The organism is Microbulbifer variabilis ATCC 700307 (genome assembly GCF_000380565.1).
Classification (GTDB): domain Bacteria; phylum Pseudomonadota; class Gammaproteobacteria; order Pseudomonadales; family Cellvibrionaceae; genus Microbulbifer; species Microbulbifer variabilis.
In genome coordinates, this window is record NZ_AQYJ01000029.1 from 59,351 (window position 1) to 80,085 (window position 20,735).

Here is a 20,735-nt window from a genome sequence, read left to right on the forward strand (position 1 = left end):
GGTCACATCGAAGTTTTTGTTGATGTCGACCACAGAGTTTCAGCCCTGGTTCACCTGGGCATACGGCACTTGGCGCCGCCTCACGACAGTGCGAAAAGTATCAGAGCCAGGCTCTCGGGCCAATACCAGCGTACAAATACTGCCCCGATTTCTGGCTTTGCCTTGCTTGAAATCAAGGGCATGTGAGATAGGTTGCGTTGAATACCATGCATTTGGCGCAAGTGCCGGTATAATGCCGTTCAGATTTTCGTCAGAGCGGTTTTATCCAAGAATGTCTGTGACTTCCAAGTCCCCAGTTGTATTGCAAGTACGCGACCTCGCCTGTGAAAGGGATGGTCGTCGCTTGTTTGAGGGCCTTGATTTCTCACTCCCAAGCGGGGCTGCGATCCAGGTTAAAGGTGCCAATGGGGCGGGTAAAACCACACTGTTGCGCACCTTAATTGGCAGTTCCAGTGATTTTAGCGGAGAGATCCTCTGGCGCGGCAATCCTTTCCCTGAGGCTTTGCGGGGAATGCGTGAGTCCCTACTATATATCGGCCATCGGGGTGGGGTACGGGCTGGATTAACTCCCCTGGAAAACCTCACCTGGTATGGGGCAGATAATGAGTCTGCTCTGCAGGCTCTTGATAGGGTGGATTTGTTCGGTTTTGAGCACAGTTTGTGCCATAGCCTGTCTGCTGGGCAAAACCGCCGAGTAGCCCTGGCCCGGATGTTCTTGCCGCAGGCGCCACGTTTGTGGGTCCTTGATGAGCCCTTAACTGCCCTGGATGTTGCCGGGGTGGCTGCGCTGGAAAAGCAGATGTCTGCGCATATGGATAAGGGTGGTTCCATACTCCTGACCTCTCATCAACCACTGGCCTTACCTGGGCTCGATTTTATCGATCTGTCTGACTTTGTAGTCGATGAGTCTTTTACAGATATCGGGGGAGAGCATGTCTTCAGTTGATGTCCAACCCCCGGTGAGTGAAGCCCGTACAAGCCCCGGTTTTGTTGCACTCTTCCGGATTGAAATGCTACTGGCCCTGCGTAAGCGGGCAGATATTGCTAACCCCTTGCTGTTTTTTGTCACAGTGCTCGCGCTTCTACCCCTTGGAGTAGGACCGGAGCCCGATCTATTGGCAAAAATGGCCCCCGGAATGATCTGGGTGATGGCTCTACTCGCCACCATGCTCTCCCAGGAGAGCCTGTTCCGCGGAGACTTTGAGGACGGAACCCTGGAGCAGTTAACCCTGTTGCCGCAACCTCTATATTTTGCCGTATTGGCAAAGTCATTGGTGCATTGGGTTGCTACCGGGTTGCCACTAGCGCTTTTATCGCCGTTGTTGGCATTGATGCTGAATCTCCCCGTCGAGGGATATCTCTGCTTATTTATTTCGCTGTTCCTAGGGACGGCAAGCCTCAGTTTGATAGGCGCAATAGGCGCGGCGCTCACAGTAGCTCTGCGTCGCCCCGGTCTGCTGCTGGCGCTAATTGTTATGCCCTTGTATGTGCCCGTGCTAATCTTCGGCACCGGCGCGGTGCAGGCGGCTATTGATGGCTATGCCTACAGCGCACAGCTGGCGATTTTGGCCGCTCTGCTGGCCGCCGCTGCAGCCCTTGCTCCGCTCGCTGCTGCCGGGGCGATACGTATCAGCCTGGATAATTGATTCGGAGGTCTTCTTGGCTTGGCAATGGTTTCACCGTTTAGGTTCGCCGCGTTGGTTTTATCAGAAGACCAATGTGTGGCTTCCCTGGCTGGCACTGGCAAGTGTTGTATTGTTGTCAGTGGGTACTGTTTGGGGACTTGGTTTTGCGCCGGAAGATGCCAAGCAGGGCAATAGCTATCGCATTATTTTTATTCATGTGCCAGCTGCTTTCCTGGCCCTGGCCGGCTACTACATTATGGCGATCAGTGGGGCTATCGGCCTTATCTGGAAGATGAAGCTTTCCTTTGCGGTGATGCGGGCCGCAGCGCCTATCGGTGCGGTGCTAACTTTTATTTCCCTTTTCACCGGTGCTGTTTGGGGCAAGCCTACCTGGGGCACTTACTGGGTATGGGATGCTCGTATAACCTCCATGTTGATTCTGTTATTCCTGTATATCGGTGTGATGGCCTTGTCGCAAGCTGTCAGCCGTGAGCAAGTGGCCGATAAAGCCAGCGCACTCCTTGCCCTGGTAGGCACGGTGAATATTCCGATTATCTACAAATCGGTAGACTGGTGGTTTACTCTGCATCAGCCTGCCACCATCCGCCTTACAGAATCCAGCAGCATCGATCCGAGTATGTTCTACCCATTGCTGACCATGATCATCGGCTTTTACTGTATGTACGCCTGGACCCTGCTGACCCATACTCGCGCTCTGTTATTGCGCCGGGAGGTTCGCACCCAGTGGGCACAACAGGAATTAGCGGGAGGAAAATAACGTGGAGTTCCAATTTTCCAGTTTTGCAGATTTCCTGGCGATGGACGGTCACGGTATCTTCGTGTGGATCTCTTACGCGGTTACTTTTGCAGCACTGGCTGCCATGGCTCTTTATCCCCGACTTGCCCGCCGCCGTCTGCAGCGGGAACTGCAACATCAGCAACGGATTAGCCAGCGGCGCCAAAAGGTGAAAGCAGCGAGGCAAGCTGTAAAGGAGCCCGCATAGGCTGTGCCGGCTCACAGGTTTAGATTTAGATGTTTGCCCGGTTGTGACCGCTGCCCAGCTAACAAGATCAAAACTTAAATATATGGAGTTTAACTAAGACAATGCATCCTGTACGCAAGCAACGTCTGATCCTGGTACTTGTCCTGGTCACCTTGTCTAGTGTCGCCGTGGGTTTTGTGACCTATGCGATGCGTGAAAATATGGATTATTTCTACGCGCCCAGTGCTTTTGCGGCTGGAGAGGTCCCTTTTGAAAAGCGCATTCGCGCAGGCGGTTGCGTAGTGCCAGGCAGTGTGCAGCGCGCTGAAGATAGCCTGGATGTGCGGTTTGTTATCACTGACGGTGAAGCCGAACTGGCCGTGGTATTCGACAAGATACTGCCGGATTTGTTTGCTGAGGGTGAAGCTGCAGTAATTTCCGGGCGCCTGATGCAGGACGGCACCATGCGTGCAGACCAGGTCCTGGCCAAGCACGATGAAACCTATACGCCACCAGAGGTGGCTGAGTCTATGGTTTCTCACGAAAGCTGTGCTGATGGAGCAAAAATATGATCCCTGAGTTGGGCCATTTTGCACTGGTAGCGGGATTGCTGCTTGCTATTGCCTTATCTGTCCTGCCTATTGCCGGCAGCTATACCGCTCGGCCCTTATGGATGGAGGCCGGTAAACCCCTCGCCATGGGCGTATTCGTCTTTGTATTGATCTCTTTTGCTTGCTTGACGATTGCCTTTGTACAGAGTGATTTCACAGTTAATTACGTCGCAAAGAACTCCAATAGTATTCTGCCTGTTTACTACAAAGTGACGGCAGTTTGGGGAGGGCATGAGGGCTCCATACTTCTATGGCTTTTGATTCAGGCTGGTTGGGCAGCTGCGGTTGCCATGTTCGGCCGGCAGTTGCCACCGGAGCTGTCGGCACGGGTGCTGTCTGTAATGGGCATGGTGCTGATCGGTTTCTTCCTCTTTATCCTTTTAACTTCGAATCCATTCGATAGAACCCTGCCTTTCCCGCCGATGGAAGGTTCAGATCTCAATCCACTGTTGCAAGACCCGGGAATGATTTTCCATCCGCCCCTACTGTATATGGGGTATGTGGGGTTCTCTGTGGCTTTTGCATTCGCTATTGCAGCCCTGCTCGGTGGCCAACTGGATGCAGTGTGGGCGCGCTGGGCCAGGCCCTGGACGGTCGTGGCCTGGGCTTTCCTCACCCTGGGTATCGCCCTGGGTAGTTGGTGGGCTTATTATGAACTCGGCTGGGGTGGCTGGTGGTTCTGGGACCCGGTGGAAAATGCTTCCTTGATGCCATGGCTTGTTGGCACTGCACTGATGCACTCACTGGCGGTAACAGAGAAACGTGGTCTGTTTAAGAGCTGGACTATTTTGTTGGCGATATTCGCCTTCAGCCTGAGCTTACTAGGTACCTTCCTGGTACGTTCCGGAGTGATTACCTCAGTACATGCTTTTGCTACCGACCCCCTGCGGGGCAGTTTTATCCTTGGCTTCCTGGCGCTGGTTGTCGGGTTCTCCCTGTTGCTGTTTGCTTTGCGCGCGCCTTCAGTCAGTGCTCGCAGTGTATTCTCTTTCCGCTCCCTGGAGACTTTCCTGCTCGGCAATAATATTTTGCTGATCCTCATTATGGCGGTGGTGCTGACTGGTACTTTGTATCCATTGGTTGCAGATGCTTTGAACCTCGGCAAGATCAGTGTGGGACCGCCGTTCTTCAATCTGTTCTTTGTACCGATAATGGTTGTGTTGTGCCTGCTGCTGGGTATGGGAGTGCACGCCAACTGGAAAGACAGCCGTTGGGACAAGTTATTGAATATTTGGCGTTTGCCGTTTTTGGCAGCATTGGTTATCGCTCTGGTTTGGCCGTTGGCTTTTGACCATTACCACTGGGGGGCAGTGCTGGGTATCTTTATCGGTGCCTGGGTATTCTGTGCGAGCCTTGCCGATATCGTAACCAAGACCCGCAACGCCAAGTCTTTCTTTGCTGGATTAAAGCGCCAGCGTGCCAGCTATTATGGTATGCATCTCGCGCATATTGGCCTGGCTGTTGCAGTACTCGGGGTTGTATTAACTACGGTATACAGCGTGGAAGATGACCTGCGCATGGGGGCTGGGGACAGCCATCAAGTGGCTGGCTACGATTTCAAATTTGATGGGGTGCGCCTCGCTCAGGGTCCAAACTACCGTGCCTTTGAAGGGGTGTTGCACGTAAGTAAAAATGGCGAACCTGTAGCAGAGCTGCTTCCGCAGAAGCGGAATTATTTCTCTGGCGGAAATACCATGACCGAGGCGGCGATCGACACTGGCCTGTTCCGCGATATATACGTAGCCCTGGGCGAACCCTTGGACCGCAGCAATCCCAGCGGCGATTGGGCGGTAAGGCTGCAATATAAGGCATTTGTAGTATGGATCTGGCTCGGTGCTTTATTAATGGCGATTGGCGGTGGTATTGCGGTTGCGGATAAACGTTATCGTAAAGCCAAAGTGGCACGTCAGGTGCCGATTGCTGGCAATGTAGCTACTGCGTAGATTTGGGGAAGATAGTATGTCCAGATTAAAACTTTTCTTGCCTCTGATTATTTTTATTGGATTGGCCGCACTTTTTTGGCGCGGCCTGTCCCTGAATCCGCAAGAAATGCCCTCCGCGTTGCTTAACAAGCCGGTGCCGGAATTTTCCCTGGAGAATGTTGCCGATAGTAATCAACTGTTGCAGAAGAGTGACTTACCAAAAGCGCCGCACTTGCTCAATGTGTGGGCGACCTGGTGTGTTGCTTGCCGGGTGGAACACCCCTATCTGAATGCCTTGGCGGAGCAGGGTGTCCCTATTGTTGGGGTCAACATGAAGGATGAGGACGAAGCTGCAATCAAGTGGCTGGAGAAATTCCACAACCCTTATATTTACAGCCTTGCAGACAGGGAAGGGCGCCTGGCCCTCGACTTGGGGGTTTTTGGAGCCCCGGAAACTTTCCTGGTGGATGCCGAGGGTACCATTCGCTGTAAGCATGTAGGCGTAGTGGATAACAAGGTGTGGCAAACCAAGCTACAGCCCCTTTACGAAAAGCTGAAAACCCAGCATTGGGACGAGTTTGCCGGTGACCTATCAGATTCCCTCGTCTCCCGTTGTCAGTGAGACCGAAGAAAAGAAAAGCCGCTTTATCTGTTGGTTGGGCCCGGTCGAAGATAAGGTGGAATTTCAGCAGCAACTTGACCTGGTTCGTGCAACATATCCGGATGCCAGTCACCACTGTACAGCATTGGTGATTGGCAACCCTTCCAATCCTGAAGTGATGCAAGCGGATGATGATGGTGAGCCTGGCGGCAGCGCCGGTCGTCCTATGCTGGAATTGCTGCTCAAACAGGGTATCGGTAATGTCGGAGCTATAGTTACCCGTTATTTTGGTGGTACCAAGCTGGGGGTTGGGGGTCTGATGCGGGCCTATAGAGGCTCAGTTGGCAGCGCCCTGCAAGAGGTCAGGCTCGACACTTTTGTACCTCTGGAAAGTATTGTCGTTGGCTGTAATTTTGCCCAGGAATCCCGCTTGCGTTTCCTGGTAGGGCGTCATCAGGGAAGCTGTGGGCCGGCAGAATATGCGAGCAAGGTTGTTATTCCCATCTCCCTGCCAAGTAGTGAATGGCCGTCTTTACGATTACAGCTTCTGGCTGAAAATTTTGAAGTACAGGATTAACTAAATAATCCCATTGCTCTTCAGCTGCTTAATTTCTGTTTCTGAATATCCCAATTGGGAGAGAATGTCGAAGTTATCCTGCCCCATTGTTGGGGCTTGCTTGAACTCTGGCATTTCTTTGTCACAGCGAATTGGCGGTGCGAGAATTTTAATTTGCTTTCCATTGTCATCATACATTGATTGTATTTTGCCATTCTCTGTGACAAATGGGTTGGTCAATGCTTGCTCCACGTCATAAATAGGAGCTGCAGGAACGCGACTCGAAAATAGTTTAAGCCACTGGTTAGTCGTCTTCTTACTGAGAATCATATCCAGTATTTCTGTGAGTTGATCTCGATTTTTTAGGCGTGTTTTGAAATCCAAAAATCTGGAGTCAGTGGTTAACTCAGGGTGCTCTATAGCCTTACATAGTTCTGTCCAGAATTTTTCCTTATTACACATTAGGTAAATCCAGTCGTCTTTGGTCCTATACAGTTGGCAAGGGGTAAGGGAAAAATGAGCCGAGCGGGGCTGTCGATGCTGGTTGTGCCCGGCATTCAACTGCCACATAGCTACATAGTTTAAATTATATAGTGCGTTATCAAATAAGCTGATATCGATATCTCTTCCCTTTTCCGTTTCCCTGGCACTGAAAATACCTGATACCAATCCAAGTGCCATAGCTACCCCGGTAGATAGGTCCACTAGTGAGAGGCCGCAACGTGTGGGTGGTCCGTCGGGTTCTCCTGTCAACTTGAAGTAACCGGCCTCCGCTTGCATGGGATAATCGTAGCCTGGCCAAGATGCTCTTTCTCCACTCCTGCCAAAAGCGGTTAGGTGGGCGCAGACAATTTTAGGGTTGACCTTTTTAAGGGCATCAAAAGTGATTCCCAATTTTTCAGGTACGTCACCACGTAGATTACCGGTTACCCCATCAGCAGTTGCAACGAGCCTATGGAGTATTTCCTGCCCTTCTCTCGATGTGAGGTTAAGGGACAAGCTCCGTTTATTGTGGTTGAGTCCCTGGAAAAACAAGCTGCTGTTATCTGATTTTTCACCTTTTATAAAATAGGGTCCAACGGTGCGGGCCACATCCCCACCATGGGAAATATCCTCAATTTTTATGATTTCAGCGCCTAAATTGGCGAGAAATAATGTGCCAAAGGGGCCTGCGCCATATTGTTCTACGGCGATTACCCGCAAGCCGGAAAGAGGGAGCATTGAGAAGTTCACCAATCTTTGTTTATCGTCAATTACGATTTTAGGACAGATAAATCTGGGAGTGCTTCCCAGCAGTATTGATTAAGGAATGGGAGGCTGGCGCAAAAAAGAGTTTCAGTCCGATAAGCCATTTTAATTGACAGCGCTTAATGAGCTCATGATTTTTAGGGCTGCTAATATGCTGGGATAGATCTAAGTATGAAGATGTCATTAAGAGTTAAATTTTAAAGATTTGGGCGAAGAAACCTGGTAAGGCGAAAGTGCAAATGATGGACCGTGAGACAGTTTGTTTTTTTCGCAGTATTTTGTTTATTCCCGCTACACGTCCCGACAGATATATAAAAGCGTTAATGAGCGAAGCCGATGTAGCATGTGTTGATCTGGAAGACGCTGTTGCACCAGGTGAGAAAGAAGCTGCCAGAGAGAAAGTCGTCGATTTCTTTAAAGCCGAAACCTCAAATTCTATTCAACGGGCATTGCGAATTAATCACCTGGCAAGTGAGCAGGGATTGAGAGACATGTTGTTGATATTGAAGATGGAGCCGTTGCCAGACATCGTTATGATACCGAAGGTGGAATCCTCCGAGGAGATCGCTTGGTTTAACGAAGTCATGACCTCTCTTGAGCACCCTGTCAGATTGATACCCTTGGTTGAAACGACAAAAGGATTGGAAAACGCCATCAAAATTGCAATGGCGCCAAATGTAGTGGCTATCGGTTTTGGTTCAGCAGATTACTCATCCGAAGTAAGGGGAGATATGAGCTGGGATTCCCTTCTGTATGCTAGAGGGCGTATCGCGCAGGCAGCTGGACATGCCAATATAGCGGCAATTGATGGGCCCTGGTTGGATCTAGGCGATGACCGTGGCCTGCTTGAGGACACACAAAAAATAACGGCATTGGGTTTTACTGGAAAAATTGCACTACATCCGGGTCAATTGCGGGGAATACATCGGGGAGTCTCTCCGTCGGAAGAAACTCTACGTCAAGCGCAAAAAATTGTAAATGCTTACAGGGCAAACAGGGGAGGGGTCTTGGTGGTCGATGGCCGGATGGTGGATATACCTGTGGTTGAGCGGGCGCAGCGGCTGATCAACCTGGCAAATAGGAAATAGCCTTTCAGTTACGGCCAGGTAATTTGCTTTTCAGGACTTTATTTATATGGAACATCTTTGTTATCCCGGATATATAAGGGTAGGCGATAACCGATATAGGGAGAGATACGGTTTGGATTTTGAAGATTTTCAGGTGGGTCAGGTTTTTAAACACCGCCCCGGAGTCACTATAAGCCAGCAGGATAATGTCGAGGAGTGTATTACTACATTTAACCAGGCAATGATACATTTTGATTCAAATTATGCAGCACAGACAGAGTTCAAGCAGCCACTAATTGTGACCACCTTGATTGTATCGCGCCTGATGGGAATGACCTGGAAAACGTTCAATCGGCGAAAAAGCATACTGGAGTGGAAAAGTATTGACATGCTCGCACCAGTATTTGGTGGGGATACTCTCTATGCCGAAAGTGAAATCTTATTTGTTGGTGCAACTTCCAAAGACTCAGACGCAGGCCTGATAGAACTCGCTGTTCACGGCATTAACCAGGATAAAGTAAAGACGAATGAAATGCGTTGTAGTATGTTGATTTTCAAGCGGGATCATCTACCGTTTTCCGCAAATAATTACTAATGATTAAATCAATAGATTACGTTGGAGAGCCATTGTGAAGGATTCATTCAGTTTTCTCCGTGAGGTTGAGCCCAATGTATTTATTGAAACTTATGGGGTAGATTTTGAGGATTTTGAAGTAGGCCAGGTTTTTGAGCACCGGCCGGGGCACACCTTCTCAGAAGCCAGCTCACTGAGCTATGCAGGCAATGTATTTGATCTCAGCCCCGGTTATGCTGATCAACGCTATGCCCGAAGGGTCTATGGTGACCGGATAAAGGTATCTGAGACTTTTGTTTTAAGTGCGATGGCTCTTACAACCAAAACATTTGGTAAAGTCGTGGCAAACTTGAGTGTGACGGATTGTAAGGTTGAACCAGTATATGTTGGTGATACTTTATATTTTGAATCAGCAATTCTCGGAAAACGCAAATCCAAATCACGCCCCGATCAGGGACTGCTACATGTTAGTTCACGTGCGCATAATCAAGATGGCGCTTACGTATTAAGTTTCGAACGGAAACTGCTAGTTTACAGACGCAATGTTGGTCCTTATACAGCTGCCGGCTACTAACTAATAGGATCAAAGTGTTCTGGGGGTCGATTATATAATGTGGTTCTTTTACCAAAAGCTCATTAATTCTAATATTATCAAGGGTATCAATATTCAATAAGTGTGAGAATACCACCTTGATGGAAACAGTATTTTCCATCATATATTTGACCCGATCTCACCTCAGGGGTTAGATTCCTTAGTAGTTTCAAAGATATTGTTTGCTGTACATGGTCAATGCTGAAAACTTCAGCGTCGAGGAAATCAAAATATTGTTTTACTTTTGGGTAGAGGGCTTTGAACAGGCTTTCCTTGATAGAAAATATCAAAGTTAACCAGTTGGCGTAAGGTAAGCCGGAATTGGAGAGTAATAGCTTTTCCTTTTCACTCACTATCAGGTTACTAATTTCATTGGCGGTCTTATCTGTCACGGGTAATTCATAATCAATACCAAGCCCAACAGATTGTCTGCTGATTGCACAAACAGCTCTATTACCCGCATGTGTGATAGATCCAATCACACCTTTTGGCCATTGCGGGGACCGGTCCTGCCCAATCGGAATATCAATATTTTGATAACCATAATGATTTAAAGCTTGTTGGGCACAATACCTCCCTGCAAGAAACTCAGATTTACGTTTGTCTCGAGCTAAACGAACATCTTCAGATAAAGTAACATCCAGGGCCTTAAATAAAAGGTCGCTATACTCCTTGGGATTGAATTCACACTCGAATAGCTGACCCTGTAAAGGAAGCTTGGTAATTGGCCTTACTTCCGAAATAAATTCTTTAGTTCCCTGATTTTGAGGTGGAGTGCTTGTATGTATCATGGTGACATGAAGGTTGGTGTCTATATTCTTTGCTTCAATCTCGCTTCCCCCCTTGTTATCCGAGGATAGAAGTAAGGATGTAAAATAGGATTTGCGAAGGTAGTAATTTCAGTATCATTGTCACAGATAGCTGGAGAACTGCAAGAGAAAAATAGGGATCTTTGAAAAAATACTATCTCTATTTACCCCTTCGCTATAATCCCCTAAATACCAAAGTTATCGCTGGTTAATTTCTGTGCAGCCCAGCGATTGATTGTAGTTGTTAGTATGGTTCTATGAGGTATCTCAGAGTAAATCAAGCCCCTTAAAAGCTACTTCTACTACAGGTTAGGGCACTAACGTGGAAAGTTAATTTGCATACTTATCCCTGGGAATTGAGAATATCCATAGCAGTTGTGTTTCGAGAATCGGTAGAGAAGCAGTACAAATCTATTTTTTTAGGATAGTTTCTCAGTTACTTTGAGTAGCTCAGCAATTTTTTTGCTAATTGATGACAAGATATTTGACGTCAAGAAATCCGACGTGATGATCAAATCTCACCAGGTCGGTATTCCTTTTAATCTCTCCCTAAAATAATCACTCAACTTAACGATGCTCTGCTCTAAACAAACTGATTTGCTCGATAATTAACCAGCGGGCTCCGGAAGTGAATGTGCATAAATTTGTGCCGTGACGAAAAGTGACGAGGCCTGGACTGTAAGTTCAATTACCGTGACTGCTATTTCTGAATAGTAACTTGATTAGCTTAAAATAAAATCATAGGGTTGTGTACTGATGGATATTTCGGGATAGTTGTCATGATCACTTTATAAATGTTAAGTTATCTATGAATTGGATAAGCGGCGTTTCAGTGGCGAAGTTATCCAAATGATCAATTAAAATGGGTAAATTTGAAGTAATTGAATATAGTGGCAATATTTCAGTAAAAGCTTCTGATATTGTTTCAAATTGATTCGAAATCTTTCAGAGCTTGATAGAAAGTTACCGTAGCTTAGCTACGTTGTGGTGGGAGCCTTATTCGTACTACCGTTTTAGCTATTCCAGTAGCATTGGTTTAAGACTATCGAGGAAACTGGAACCAAGACCTGTGAGCTACTAGGAGAACCGGCCTGATGGTATGGCAATGTATATGATCCGCAAAATAATTCATTTAATTAGTGGATGTAGCTGGCTTTACGATGCAAAGCCCTGTGGCCGAATAATTTTCATTGCACGAACTATTTATGACTTTACCTTTGTGTTATGGCTATCAAGATGACTAATCTATCACTTTTCAGTGAATTATAACCCCCTCAGAATTTACCAAATACTTAAGGAGGTGTGAATGAACATCGAAGTAACATCAACCCCACAAAAAGAAGATTTAAAATTTATTAGCGAGGGGATAAAGAAATATAATCAGAAGTATATTCCGGATGATGTTGTATTTGAAGAAGATACTAAATTTGCAGTGTTTGCTAAAAGTGAAAATGGAGAAATTCAAGGTGGCATCCGGGCAACAGGGTTCTGGAACTATTGCATTATCGAGTTACTTTGGTTGTCGGAGGATACCCGCGGTCTAGGTGTTGGTAGTGAATTGGTGGCTGCTGCTGAACAATATGCTCTTGAAAAGGGGTTTCAATATATTCGCACGGAAACATTAAGTTTCCAGGCTCGTCCTTTTTATGAAAAACTTGGCTTTAAAGTTTATGGTGAGTTGCCAGATTACCCCAAAGGACATACAACATACTGCCTAGTAAAAAAGTTGTAACAATGTGTTCTAGGGGCGCCCTATCAAGTAGCCCCAAAGGTCAATGCTAGGTGGTTGTTCATCTAAGGTTCATAGTTTAATAGAGAGAATATTAAACTTTGAATCGGAGGTTCAGCATGTACGAAGATTTAGCATTAAGAGCAACCATGACGGAGTTTCCTCAATCATTACGTACGAGATCGATATTAATTCCGGTTTGAAGGAAAGAGCTTAGCTTGACGGAGAGTGTTCTTAAGATTCCCTCAAAGCACTCAACTATGTTGCTAAGTATTAGTTGTGAAGCTTAGTAGGTTATGAATCAGGGTTTTGGCACATTATGTAATGGCAGTAATTATCTAATTTTAAGTAATAGTGATGCTGTGGGGTGTATAGCATGGATTCCGTAAGAGCTTCTATCCTAGAAAGCCACTTGACAAATGGTTAAAGCTGGTTAAGGGCGCAAAACTCAGCCTGCTATTTTAGGTGTATTAGACAAAAAATATGAAACAGTTTTCAGAATTGACGATTAAGATTTTGGCGGCATATCTGGTTCTAAGTAATTTAGGAAATGCCCTACCGTTTATCATTGCACCTGCATCTTGGGGTATCAGTGGGCCAATACCCATTGCTCCCGTTCTTGGATCGATAGTAGTGCCAGCTGTTATTGGCATAATTCTCTGGGTCCTGGCCCCTAAAATAGCGCCTAAAATCATTAGATCAAGCGATGGAGATGCCTCTATTTCTGAGAAAGGACTGGTGGCGGCTGGCACTTTTCTTTTAGGAATCTACTGGGCTTTAAAGTCTGTGGGAGTTATTGTTGGCCAGCTTTTTACTCAGGGAACTATCAATTACGGTTATGTCACTGTTTTGCTAATTTCACTCGCAATGATTTTTGGTGGTAGGTTTGTTACTACCATGTACCATCGATTACGCACAGTAGGTACGGGTGTATAGCCAGGTATAGTACTTGGTTATCCACCTTTTTACTGGTTGCTTTATGCACATTTCTGGACTAGATATATAGCATTGTCCTCTGATGAGAACGGCAATAAAAGAGAGTTGATATGAAGAAGATTGTTTGTTTTATTTCTTTGTTAATATTTGCTAACAACGCCTTTGCATTGAGATGCGGCAACGAGTTGATATCGGTAGGAGACATTAAGTATAAGGTGTTGAGCGCTTGCGGCCAGCCCGTAAGTGAAGAGGTTATTGGGTATATTGATCGGGAAGATGCTGCGGGGAACAGGGTTCGGGTAATGAAGATTGAGGAGTGGATCATTCAAGTTACTAATTATGGAAAAACTAATTACTACAGTTTGGTTTTTGAAGGGAATAAGCTTTTTAAGATAAATGCTGTTGACCAAAATTAATTGTGTCGTGTTTTGAACTTCCTATGCTTCACAAGCTGTTGGTCAAGGGCTGGCACTACATGTTAGCCTCATCGCTATCTTATATGATTTTCAGGTAAGCAAGTAATTGTTTGGTGTGACTGGTATATACATACCTTTAGTCTATAGATATGGAATTAGCATTTTATAATAGACTGTTTGGTGAAATCAAAAACTCTGAGTTAACAGTTTTTTTATCTACCTGGAAACATGATTGTTGCCCAAAACTTAGTGTATATCTGAAATATACCGTCAAATATATTGGTTTAGGATGAGATATGAATGTGAACTACAGGCTTGGAAAAAAGGATGATTGTCGCCGTATTGCAGAGCTAGACTATATTGCATCTGACGGAGCTGTAGAGTATCTATTTCATGATTTGATACCTAATGTGACAGCTATTGAAGTGCTTTCCAATGGTTTGGAGCAAGATATTTATCCACATACTTTCCGTAGTTGTATTGTTGCTGAGTCTAATCAGGAAATTGTCGGGGTAGCTTTGTCTTATCCTGCAAAGTTCCACTGTATAACAAAAGAGTTGGTGAATTTTCTTCCCCCGGATCGTTTAAATAGGTTTCGAGAATTTTATTCCAGCAGGATTGAAGGGAGTTATTTTCTAGATGCTATGTGTGTTGATGAGGCATATCAGCAGAGAGGGATTGGAAAATCATTGCTGGAGCAGACGAAAGAAAAAGCAAAAAATGAAGGCTACAGTGAGCTAAGTCTTATCGTATTTTCTGACAATACCATAGCCATTAAGCTATACGAAGAGCAAGGATTCAAAAGCATTAAGAATGTTAAATTGGAATCACATCCACTTATTCCACATGTTGGTGGGTGTAAACTGATGAAATGCTCGTTGTAAGGAGTTTATGTTGTAAACAGATTAAACAATGGTTTATTTTAGTATATTGCCTAATGAGGCAGCAGGTTAAATTTTCAGTAATCCTGATGTTTAGTGATATGCGCTTGCGATAGCGGAAAAATCATAAGATGCATATAAATGATTTCATTCCAATATGGAGCCTTCTAACTTACTGATATTCACAAAATGTAAGCCCGTCAAGAGCTGGCGCAATCTGGGGCAGCCTTGAGTGCTAACCGGGCTAAACAGGATCTCTCTAGTACTAGTCCGCACAGATTACCTAAGACTTTCTTGGGTTATTCTTGTTGGTGACATTGCTTGCCGTGGGTGTTTGGCTGAACGCTTATTTCTCTATTTAAAAGTGTATCAAAATTCAGTAGGAAAGACTGATAACTTCTTATTAAGTCTAGATTTACAGCTATGACAAATTACAAGAAACATTTGCAAGTTCGAGCTGTCAATTGGAAGTCATTTGATTAGTGGCTTGAGTTATCTGCATGAATTATAACTTCATGATGTCATCACGAAAAATCTTAATTTTTCTTTTTTTAATTTTCACGCGAGATTAATCCTGGCTGTAAGTTGATGTATTTTTGCGTGCTTGGCTAAAATGTGTTGATCGGTTAGGCTTTCTCGAAATTGTTAGGTTCACTTCGGTGGTTTCTTAGGCGAGATACCTGGGCTAGCTCTTAGTGGCAACCAGTTAGTAAAAATGTAACAAATGATTGCATCACAATATGGCCGCTGCATAGTTTTCACTTGATTCTCATCAAGTTATGTTACTAGTGGGGAGTGTCAGGCGGTAGGATGTAAGATTAATAATATATTTTTAAGGGCTTCGTGATTCTAGTTAATAAGTTAACACTATTCTTTCTTATATTTCGGTTTGCAACTTGGTTACAGAAATAGGCTGTATTTCAGTAGAATTTATTTGGCTGGAGTTCCTGAGGTGAATTTTCCAGTCACAACAGTTTTATAGTTGTAAGGTTTGACCATTATATACCAAGTGTCAGAGTCAATATGGATATTCTCTATACAGGAGGGGGTTCACTGACCCCGCAACGTAGAGCAGATTAATCAAAAAACTATTGAAATCAAATGGATAATTTTTAAGTTTTTGGAGCATAGGTGGCGGAGACTAAATTTTTTTGGTGCAAGTTGGTATGTTGATTGTAAAGCTTCAGCAAATGAACATTTCAACAGCATTAATCTTCAGTTTGGGTTTTCCGAGTGTGAACGTTGTGGTTACTTCTGGTTTAAAAAAGGGGGCAAGAGTATAGGGAGTTTAACGAATCTTTAAAGTGTGTATGTCTGATTTTAATAATACGTGTTTGGTTGCCTAAAGGGGACTTTCAAACACGCTAATCAAGTAAAAATGGATAGATCGATGCTTAAAAATAAGATTTATAAAAAGGCTTTAAAAGGGATTGTCGGGGTATTATTTATTTCTGTGAGCTGGCAGGCACAGGCGTTAACCTGCCCGCAACTGGAAGACGTTCAATTGCCACCCAAGTGTAACTCTACAGATCTGGAAAGCTGCAACGTCGCAGTGCAGAATATTATTCCTGCAGCGGCGTGTGCAATTTTTGAAGTGTCTCCCGCTGCTAATGACGCGACTTTAGTGCTCCGTTTTACGACGCTAATTACCAACTCTTGGTTTGATGCCACAGCCCCTTATCATCCGACTGCCAAAGGAGTTTACTCAGATATTGCTCGGATGGCTGAGCCGACAGATAACAGTGAGTTAAATATTGCACTTTCCTATGCGTCTCATAAGGTATTGAGTGGGTTGTTCCCACACTTGGTATCTGAATGGGATAATCTGTTACTTGAGTTAGGGTTGGATCCTGATAACTTTTCAGAAGATACTACTACCCCGATTGGTATAGGGAACTATGCCGGTAGAAAAGTATTGGAAGGGCGTGTTAATGACGGTATGAATCAGCTGGGTAATGAGGGTAATCAGTTGTATCACCGCTTACCTTATGCCGATTATACCAATTTCAAACCAGCTAACACTGCCTATAAATTACGTTTTCCTTCGAAGTGGCAGCCAGCAGTTTTAATGGAGCGCCCTGGCGTATATCGGGTTCAACAATTTGTCACGCCCCAGATAGCGCTGACGACGCCATACAGTTATGAGTCTCCGGATGAATTCACTTCGCCGGTACCTCTAAAATCGAAAATATGGAACTATCCAAGTTACGTGGCGCAAGTAAATGATGTTTTGACTACGTCAGCTAACTTAACTGATGAGCAGAAAATGAAGGCAGAGCTGTTTGATATGAAGATCTTCAGCTTAGGCTTTGCTGCTGTGTTTGCATCGGAGGCTCAGGGTTTATCGCTGATGGATTTCATTCATTACGATTTCCTGACTAATATGGCTGCCTTTGATACTGCTATTGCGATTTGGAAGGAGAAGCGTCGTCACAATTCCGTACGCCCCTTCTCCGCAGTTCGGTATATTTATAAAGACGAGCCTGTTACTGCCTGGGGAGGAGTGGGAAAAGGAACGGTAAATGATTTGCCTGCTAGTCAGTGGACCAGCTATTTGCCTGTTGCTGATCACCCAGAGTATCCGTCTGCTTCTGCCAGCTTTTGTGCCGCGCATGCTGAAACAAGCCGCCTCTTTTTACCCCAAGGTGATACATTGGGCTATACCGTGCCAGCGTTTGCAGGAAGCTCGCAGATTGAGCCAGGCATAACACCACAAACCGATTTGTCTTTGCACTTCCCAACCTGGACTTCATTTGAAGAAGACTGTGGTAATAGTCGTGTTTGGGGAGGTGTGCACTTTGAGCCCTCAGTTCCGGCGGGCCAGGCGATAGGTCACCAGGTTGCAAACCGTGCTTATCAATTTTATCTTTCTAAAGTGGCGGGTGAATAACAGGTAGAAGTTGGGATGGAGGATATATTTATCAATCAATATGATAAATGTTTACACCCTCCATTCCATTTTAGTTGTAAGGGTAGCGTAAAAAAAATCTGGCTTGTTATTCTATTAGGTACATGAAACATTACATTTGGAAAATGAACAATTGCTCTGTTGGGGTAAGCAGCATGGATACTTCGGCTGATTTCTATAGCTATCTTTTCAAATGAGATTCTCGTTACGAATAGAGCTGCTTCAAGACTGGCAATTTGCCGCAGAATACAACCGGTGAGGGCCATATTCTCAACGGTTTCTATTGCTTGCCTCCTGTTTCTTTTGGATACGGATATAAACTTCTTCTCGGTGAACAGATAAGGATTTAGGGGCATGTATTCCTATCTTTACCTGATTACCGTTAACCTCCAATACGGTGAGAGAGACATTCGCCCCAATTCTTAGGTTTTCGCCAGTCCGGCGTTTCAAGATCAACATTTTTATTTCCTGTTAATACTTAATTCATGGGTGGGCGCTTTTGGGTGAAAAGCTTAGAAGTCGACATTTGGAGGGCTTAAGGGGTGGGGCGCGGGAGCGGTGGGCACAAAATAGGAAAAGGCGGACGCTAGGCTCCCGGAGCTTGGGAAGTCGCTCCAAGCTGCTGAATATTCTCGACTTTATTGAAGACGAGCGGGTTTCTAGCGTACTATGCATATAGCCAACTTGATACTTTCTCTATCAATTTGGTTAGCTGGCCCCTGGTGTTGGTAGCACCTTGGGTCAGCGCCTTTTCTCTATTCTTAGGTCACGCTACCGCTCTCCTATTGAAGGGTGGATCATTGTGAAAGTTTTAGGCTCCTTTAAGGTATGAGCCTTACACAGCTTGCTTGATAACCAGCCGCAATACTGATAAATATCTATTGATTTTACGCGGCTTTGACACAGATAAAAACCAAATAAAATCCAATAAGATTATTCGTGCGCCTAAATTTTTACAGGCACTATTATTTTTTCGGATTTTTAGGTGGTTAAAGGAATCTCATGTTTTCACAAGTTAAGCATATTTGTAGTATCTGACTTAACCGGTTCCGTGGCTCACCTTACTGATTTCGAGGCTCTTTTTTGTGTGGGATTTTGGGTGGCGGTTGATAGGGCTTCTTTGTAAGTGTTAGTTGATTTTGGCTTCCTTTGTACTAAGGGACCAGGTTTGCCATTGCTGTTCTACAGATGCGCCCAGCTGCTTATAGAAATCTTGCGCATTGATATTCGAGCAAAGTACTTCCCACTTTATTTTTGTACTACCTTGCTTGCGGGCTTCATAGATCAGTTGTTGCATTAAAGATTTGCCTATTCCTTTTCGACGGTATTTCATACTGTCATTTACATATAGTTCCTTAATCCAGAACCAGGGAGTTAAGTCATAAGTAAATGGCAGGGGGTAAAAGGCCAAGTAGCCAACAATTACTCCATTATCTTCAGCGACTAGACACTTGAAATCTGCTTGCTCGAATAGCCGGCTTTTCAGTTCACGCTCGTTGACTTTGAACTCAGTTAGGTAACCTTCAAATTTGGCGAGGGCACGCATCATTTTTAATAATTGGGCACCATCGCAAGGCATTGCGTAACGTATTTGCATTGGTCTCTTTTTTCTTTATTGGAATTCAGCTTGGGGAGACGATTTTGGGCGCAGTCCTGCGCCCCCTTGATTTCTGAATTGGTGAGACAAGATCCAACTTGCTTACTCGGCGTTGGTAGTTTCGCTATCTTTAATAAGATGAAATCCTTCATCTATCCAACCAGTAACACCACCAATCATCTTTTTTACCGGGCGACCCAACTTGGCAAGCTTGATAGCGGCTTTCTCTGTGGCATTGCAGTGGGGGCCTGCACAGTAGATAACAAACAGTGTGCTGGCTGGATAGTTGGATAAAGATTTTTCATTGATACGTTGGTGGGGCAGGGAGTGAGCGTCCTGGATGTGGCCTTGCCGGAATGATTCTTCGCCACGGACATCCAGCAGAACAAAATCCCGTCGCCCATTGGTAATGGCATGGTGGACATCCCAGCAGTCGGTCTCGTAGGCCAGCAATTCCTGAAAATGAAGCAGGGCTTGTTGGCTGCTGGCTGGGGCGAAGCGGCTTACAGCTGAGCTCATAAGTATCTCCTTGGTTCTTACTCTCATAAAAGCTTGTGCATAGTTTGTTCCTTGGCTGACAATTAGGCGATTGGCTTGAACGCCAAATAGCGTTAAGTTTGAGCCAAGCGTTGAATGGTGATGACTGATAAAGGGGCTGGGCCAATGGGGTGTAGTGATCCAAAGCGAGTAGCGATTCTGGTGCACCGGCAAGTTGCCTTGTTTGAACTTGGCTGCGCGACTGAGCTGTTCTGTTTGTCTCGCCCGGGTATGGATGAGCTCTATCAGGGTGAGGTGGTCTCCTTTGCCCCAGAAGCCCCGGTAGGCGTGGGCGGGGTGTCTCTGCAATGTAAGCAGATCAGCAGTTTGTTGGATTACGATCTGCTAGTGGTTCCCTGCTGGTCTACTACGTCACTGGCCAAAGATCGTTATTTGGACTCTTTGTACGGTGCTCTGGAGGGGTTCGTTGCGGAGGGTCGGCAAATCCTGACTTTCTGCTCGGGTTCATTTCTGCCTGCTGAAGTTGGCTTGCTCGATGGGAAGCAAGCTACTACCCACTGGCGCTATGGGGATGTCTTCAAACAGCGTTTTGCCAATGTGGAGTACGTGGGGGATGTGCTTTATGTTTGGCAGGGTGCGCTGGCCTGTTCGGCTGGCAGCTCGGCGGCAATAGATCTGGGGATAGAGTATTTGCGTCGCAACCATGGCCAAGAGTTTGCCAACTCTGTGGCTAAGCGCTTGGTGATGGCTCCCCACCGACAGGGAGGGCAGGCCCAGTTCGTGGAGACTCCAGTTCCCAAGCGGCCAGACCATTTCGCGGGGGCGCTGGATTGGGCCCTTGCCAATCTGCATAAACCTATCATGGTGGGGGACCTGGCAGAGCAGGCCCATCTTTCACGTCGCAGTTTTGATAGGAAATTCCGCCAGTCTATGGGAGTCGCTCCGAAGGCGTGGTTGATTCAGCAGCGTTTAAGGATGGCGCAGAAGGCGCTGGAGTCCGGCAAGGAGAGTGTCGATCTTGTAGCGCAAATTGCAGGCTTTGAGTGTAGCGCAACCCTTCGCCACCATTTTCGCAAAGCCTTCGGTATATCCCCCGGGCAATACCAAAGGCAATTTGCCTGTCCGGAAAGGCTTGGGGTTATAAAAGAGGAGTGAGTCTTTGACGATGAGAGCAGGGGGGCT

22 protein-coding genes are annotated in these 20,735 nt (G+C 45.8%); 17 read left to right on the top strand and 5 right to left on the bottom strand.

What is annotated here, in order from left to right; translation table 11 throughout:
- Positions 1-271: 271 nt before the first annotated feature.
- From ccmA to G367_RS0119030, 8 genes are all read left to right on the top strand, one after another.
- Positions 272-946: a cytochrome c biogenesis heme-transporting ATPase CcmA gene (gene ccmA / locus G367_RS0118995; RefSeq protein WP_040629204.1), complete on the top strand. Its 675-nt coding sequence runs from the start codon at positions 272-274 to the stop codon at positions 944-946.
- Positions 933-1,646: a heme exporter protein CcmB gene (ccmB, locus tag G367_RS0119000; protein ID WP_020414745.1), complete on the top strand. Its 714-nt coding sequence runs from the start codon at positions 933-935 to the stop codon at positions 1,644-1,646. Before ccmA ends, ccmB begins: the two co-directional genes overlap by 14 nt.
- A 13-nt stretch (positions 1,647-1,659) precedes the next feature.
- Positions 1,660-2,403: a heme ABC transporter permease gene (locus tag G367_RS0119005; RefSeq protein WP_020414746.1), complete on the top strand. Its 744-nt coding sequence runs from the start codon at positions 1,660-1,662 to the stop codon at positions 2,401-2,403.
- 1 nt (position 2,404) lies between these two features.
- Positions 2,405-2,629, top strand: coding sequence for a heme exporter protein CcmD (gene ccmD, locus G367_RS0119010; protein WP_020414747.1), 225 nt, complete (start codon positions 2,405-2,407; stop codon positions 2,627-2,629).
- Positions 2,630-2,730: 101 nt separating this feature from the next.
- Entirely contained in the window at positions 2,731-3,180 is a 450-nt protein-coding gene (gene ccmE / locus G367_RS0119015; protein WP_020414748.1) for a cytochrome c maturation protein CcmE, read from the top strand.
- Complete coding sequence (locus G367_RS24330; RefSeq protein WP_020414749.1) at positions 3,177-5,162, top strand: heme lyase CcmF/NrfE family subunit; 1,986 nt, start codon at positions 3,177-3,179, stop codon at positions 5,160-5,162. Before ccmE ends, G367_RS24330 begins: the two co-directional genes overlap by 4 nt.
- 16 nt (positions 5,163-5,178) lie before the next feature.
- A complete protein-coding gene (locus G367_RS0119025; protein WP_020414750.1) occupies positions 5,179-5,763 on the top strand; it encodes a DsbE family thiol:disulfide interchange protein in 585 nt (194 codons plus the stop codon).
- Complete coding sequence (locus G367_RS0119030) at positions 5,726-6,319, top strand: IMPACT family protein (RefSeq protein ID WP_026305260.1); 594 nt, start codon at positions 5,726-5,728, stop codon at positions 6,317-6,319. Before G367_RS0119025 ends, G367_RS0119030 begins: the two co-directional genes overlap by 38 nt.
- On the opposite strand, the gene G367_RS0119035 is transcribed toward G367_RS0119030, so the two are convergent.
- Positions 6,320-7,519 (bottom strand): CaiB/BaiF CoA transferase family protein, encoded by a 1,200-nt coding sequence (locus G367_RS0119035; RefSeq protein WP_020414752.1) that lies wholly within the window; start codon positions 7,517-7,519, stop codon positions 6,320-6,322.
- Between the two features lie 266 nt (positions 7,520-7,785).
- Between G367_RS0119035 and G367_RS0119040 the strand changes: the two genes are divergently transcribed.
- From G367_RS0119040 to G367_RS0119050, 3 genes are all read left to right on the top strand, one after another.
- Complete coding sequence (locus G367_RS0119040; RefSeq protein WP_020414753.1) at positions 7,786-8,634, top strand: HpcH/HpaI aldolase/citrate lyase family protein; 849 nt, start codon at positions 7,786-7,788, stop codon at positions 8,632-8,634.
- 112 nt (positions 8,635-8,746) lie between these two features.
- Positions 8,747-9,208 carry a MaoC family dehydratase gene (locus G367_RS0119045; protein WP_020414754.1) on the top strand — a complete coding sequence of 154 codons (462 nt, stop codon included), beginning with the start codon at positions 8,747-8,749 and terminating at the stop codon, positions 9,206-9,208.
- Positions 9,209-9,242: 34 nt separating this feature from the next.
- Positions 9,243-9,761 carry a MaoC family dehydratase gene (locus tag G367_RS0119050; RefSeq protein ID WP_020414755.1) on the top strand — a complete coding sequence of 173 codons (519 nt, stop codon included), beginning with the start codon at positions 9,243-9,245 and terminating at the stop codon, positions 9,759-9,761.
- An 86-nt stretch (positions 9,762-9,847) separates the two neighbouring features.
- Here G367_RS0119050 and G367_RS24335 read toward each other — a convergent pair whose 3' ends face one another.
- Positions 9,848-10,570, bottom strand: a complete 723-nt coding sequence (locus G367_RS24335; protein ID WP_020414756.1) for a 4'-phosphopantetheinyl transferase family protein — start codon at positions 10,568-10,570, stop codon at positions 9,848-9,850.
- Positions 10,571-11,894: 1,324 nt separating this feature from the next.
- On the opposite strand from G367_RS24335, the gene G367_RS0119060 reads away from it, so the two are divergent.
- The 5 genes from G367_RS0119060 (at position 11,895) to G367_RS0119080 (ending at position 17,440) form a co-directional block, all read left to right on the top strand.
- Positions 11,895-12,320, top strand: a complete 426-nt coding sequence (locus G367_RS0119060; RefSeq protein WP_020414757.1) for a GNAT family N-acetyltransferase — start codon at positions 11,895-11,897, stop codon at positions 12,318-12,320.
- A 480-nt stretch (positions 12,321-12,800) separates the two neighbouring features.
- A complete protein-coding gene (locus G367_RS0119065; RefSeq protein WP_020414758.1) occupies positions 12,801-13,253 on the top strand; it encodes a hypothetical protein in 453 nt (150 codons plus the stop codon).
- A 110-nt stretch (positions 13,254-13,363) separates the two neighbouring features.
- Positions 13,364-13,669: a DUF2845 domain-containing protein gene (locus tag G367_RS0119070; RefSeq protein WP_020414759.1), complete on the top strand. Its 306-nt coding sequence runs from the start codon at positions 13,364-13,366 to the stop codon at positions 13,667-13,669.
- 296 nt (positions 13,670-13,965) lie between these two features.
- On the top strand, positions 13,966-14,553 hold the full coding sequence (locus G367_RS0119075; RefSeq protein ID WP_020414760.1) for a GNAT family N-acetyltransferase: 588 nt from the start codon (positions 13,966-13,968) through the stop codon (positions 14,551-14,553).
- Positions 14,554-15,940: 1,387 nt separating this feature from the next.
- On the top strand, positions 15,941-17,440 hold the full coding sequence (locus G367_RS0119080; RefSeq protein WP_040629207.1) for a vanadium-dependent haloperoxidase: 1,500 nt from the start codon (positions 15,941-15,943) through the stop codon (positions 17,438-17,440).
- Between the two features lie 288 nt (positions 17,441-17,728).
- Here G367_RS0119080 and csrA read toward each other — a convergent pair whose 3' ends face one another.
- From csrA to G367_RS0119095, 3 genes are all read right to left on the bottom strand, one after another.
- The gene (gene csrA, locus G367_RS24340; RefSeq protein WP_020414762.1) at positions 17,729-17,917 is read right to left on the bottom strand and encodes a carbon storage regulator CsrA; all 189 of its coding nucleotides are present in this window, start codon (positions 17,915-17,917) and stop codon (positions 17,729-17,731) included.
- 670 nt (positions 17,918-18,587) lie between these two features.
- Positions 18,588-19,055 carry a GNAT family N-acetyltransferase gene (locus G367_RS24345; RefSeq protein ID WP_020414763.1) on the bottom strand — a complete coding sequence of 156 codons (468 nt, stop codon included), beginning with the start codon at positions 19,053-19,055 and terminating at the stop codon, positions 18,588-18,590.
- A 102-nt stretch (positions 19,056-19,157) separates the two neighbouring features.
- Positions 19,158-19,574: a rhodanese-like domain-containing protein gene (locus G367_RS0119095; protein ID WP_020414764.1), complete on the bottom strand. Its 417-nt coding sequence runs from the start codon at positions 19,572-19,574 to the stop codon at positions 19,158-19,160.
- A gap of 120 nt (positions 19,575-19,694) precedes the next feature.
- On the opposite strand from G367_RS0119095, the gene G367_RS0119100 reads away from it, so the two are divergent.
- Positions 19,695-20,708 (top strand): helix-turn-helix domain-containing protein, encoded by a 1,014-nt coding sequence (locus G367_RS0119100; RefSeq protein ID WP_211214960.1) that lies wholly within the window; start codon positions 19,695-19,697, stop codon positions 20,706-20,708.
- Positions 20,709-20,735: the final 27 nt, after the last annotated feature.

Coding starts and splice junctions, on each gene's coding strand:
- ccmA (WP_040629204.1), top strand. CDS start 272: ATGTCTGTGACTTCCAAGTCCCCAGTTGTATTGCAAGTACGCGACCTC.
- ccmB (WP_020414745.1), top strand. CDS start 933: ATGTCTTCAGTTGATGTCCAACCCCCGGTGAGTGAAGCCCGTACAAGC.
- ccmE (WP_020414748.1), top strand. CDS start 2,731: ATGCATCCTGTACGCAAGCAACGTCTGATCCTGGTACTTGTCCTGGTC.
- G367_RS24330 (WP_020414749.1), top strand. CDS start 3,177: ATGATCCCTGAGTTGGGCCATTTTGCACTGGTAGCGGGATTGCTGCTT.
- G367_RS0119025 (WP_020414750.1), top strand. CDS start 5,179: ATGTCCAGATTAAAACTTTTCTTGCCTCTGATTATTTTTATTGGATTG.
- G367_RS0119035 (WP_020414752.1), bottom strand. CDS start 7,519: ATGCTCCCTCTTTCCGGCTTGCGGGTAATCGCCGTAGAACAATATGGC.
- G367_RS0119040 (WP_020414753.1), top strand. CDS start 7,786: ATGATGGACCGTGAGACAGTTTGTTTTTTTCGCAGTATTTTGTTTATT.
- G367_RS24335 (WP_020414756.1), bottom strand. CDS start 10,570: ATGATACATACAAGCACTCCACCTCAAAATCAGGGAACTAAAGAATTT.
- G367_RS0119060 (WP_020414757.1), top strand. CDS start 11,895: ATGAACATCGAAGTAACATCAACCCCACAAAAAGAAGATTTAAAATTT.
- G367_RS0119065 (WP_020414758.1), top strand. CDS start 12,801: ATGAAACAGTTTTCAGAATTGACGATTAAGATTTTGGCGGCATATCTG.
- G367_RS0119070 (WP_020414759.1), top strand. CDS start 13,364: ATGAAGAAGATTGTTTGTTTTATTTCTTTGTTAATATTTGCTAACAAC.
- G367_RS0119075 (WP_020414760.1), top strand. CDS start 13,966: ATGAATGTGAACTACAGGCTTGGAAAAAAGGATGATTGTCGCCGTATT.
- G367_RS0119080 (WP_040629207.1), top strand. CDS start 15,941: ATGCTTAAAAATAAGATTTATAAAAAGGCTTTAAAAGGGATTGTCGGG.
- csrA (WP_020414762.1), bottom strand. CDS start 17,917: ATGTTGATCTTGAAACGCCGGACTGGCGAAAACCTAAGAATTGGGGCG.
- G367_RS24345 (WP_020414763.1), bottom strand. CDS start 19,055: ATGCAAATACGTTACGCAATGCCTTGCGATGGTGCCCAATTATTAAAA.
- G367_RS0119095 (WP_020414764.1), bottom strand. CDS start 19,574: ATGAGCTCAGCTGTAAGCCGCTTCGCCCCAGCCAGCAGCCAACAAGCC.
- G367_RS0119100 (WP_211214960.1), top strand. CDS start 19,695: ATGACTGATAAAGGGGCTGGGCCAATGGGGTGTAGTGATCCAAAGCGA.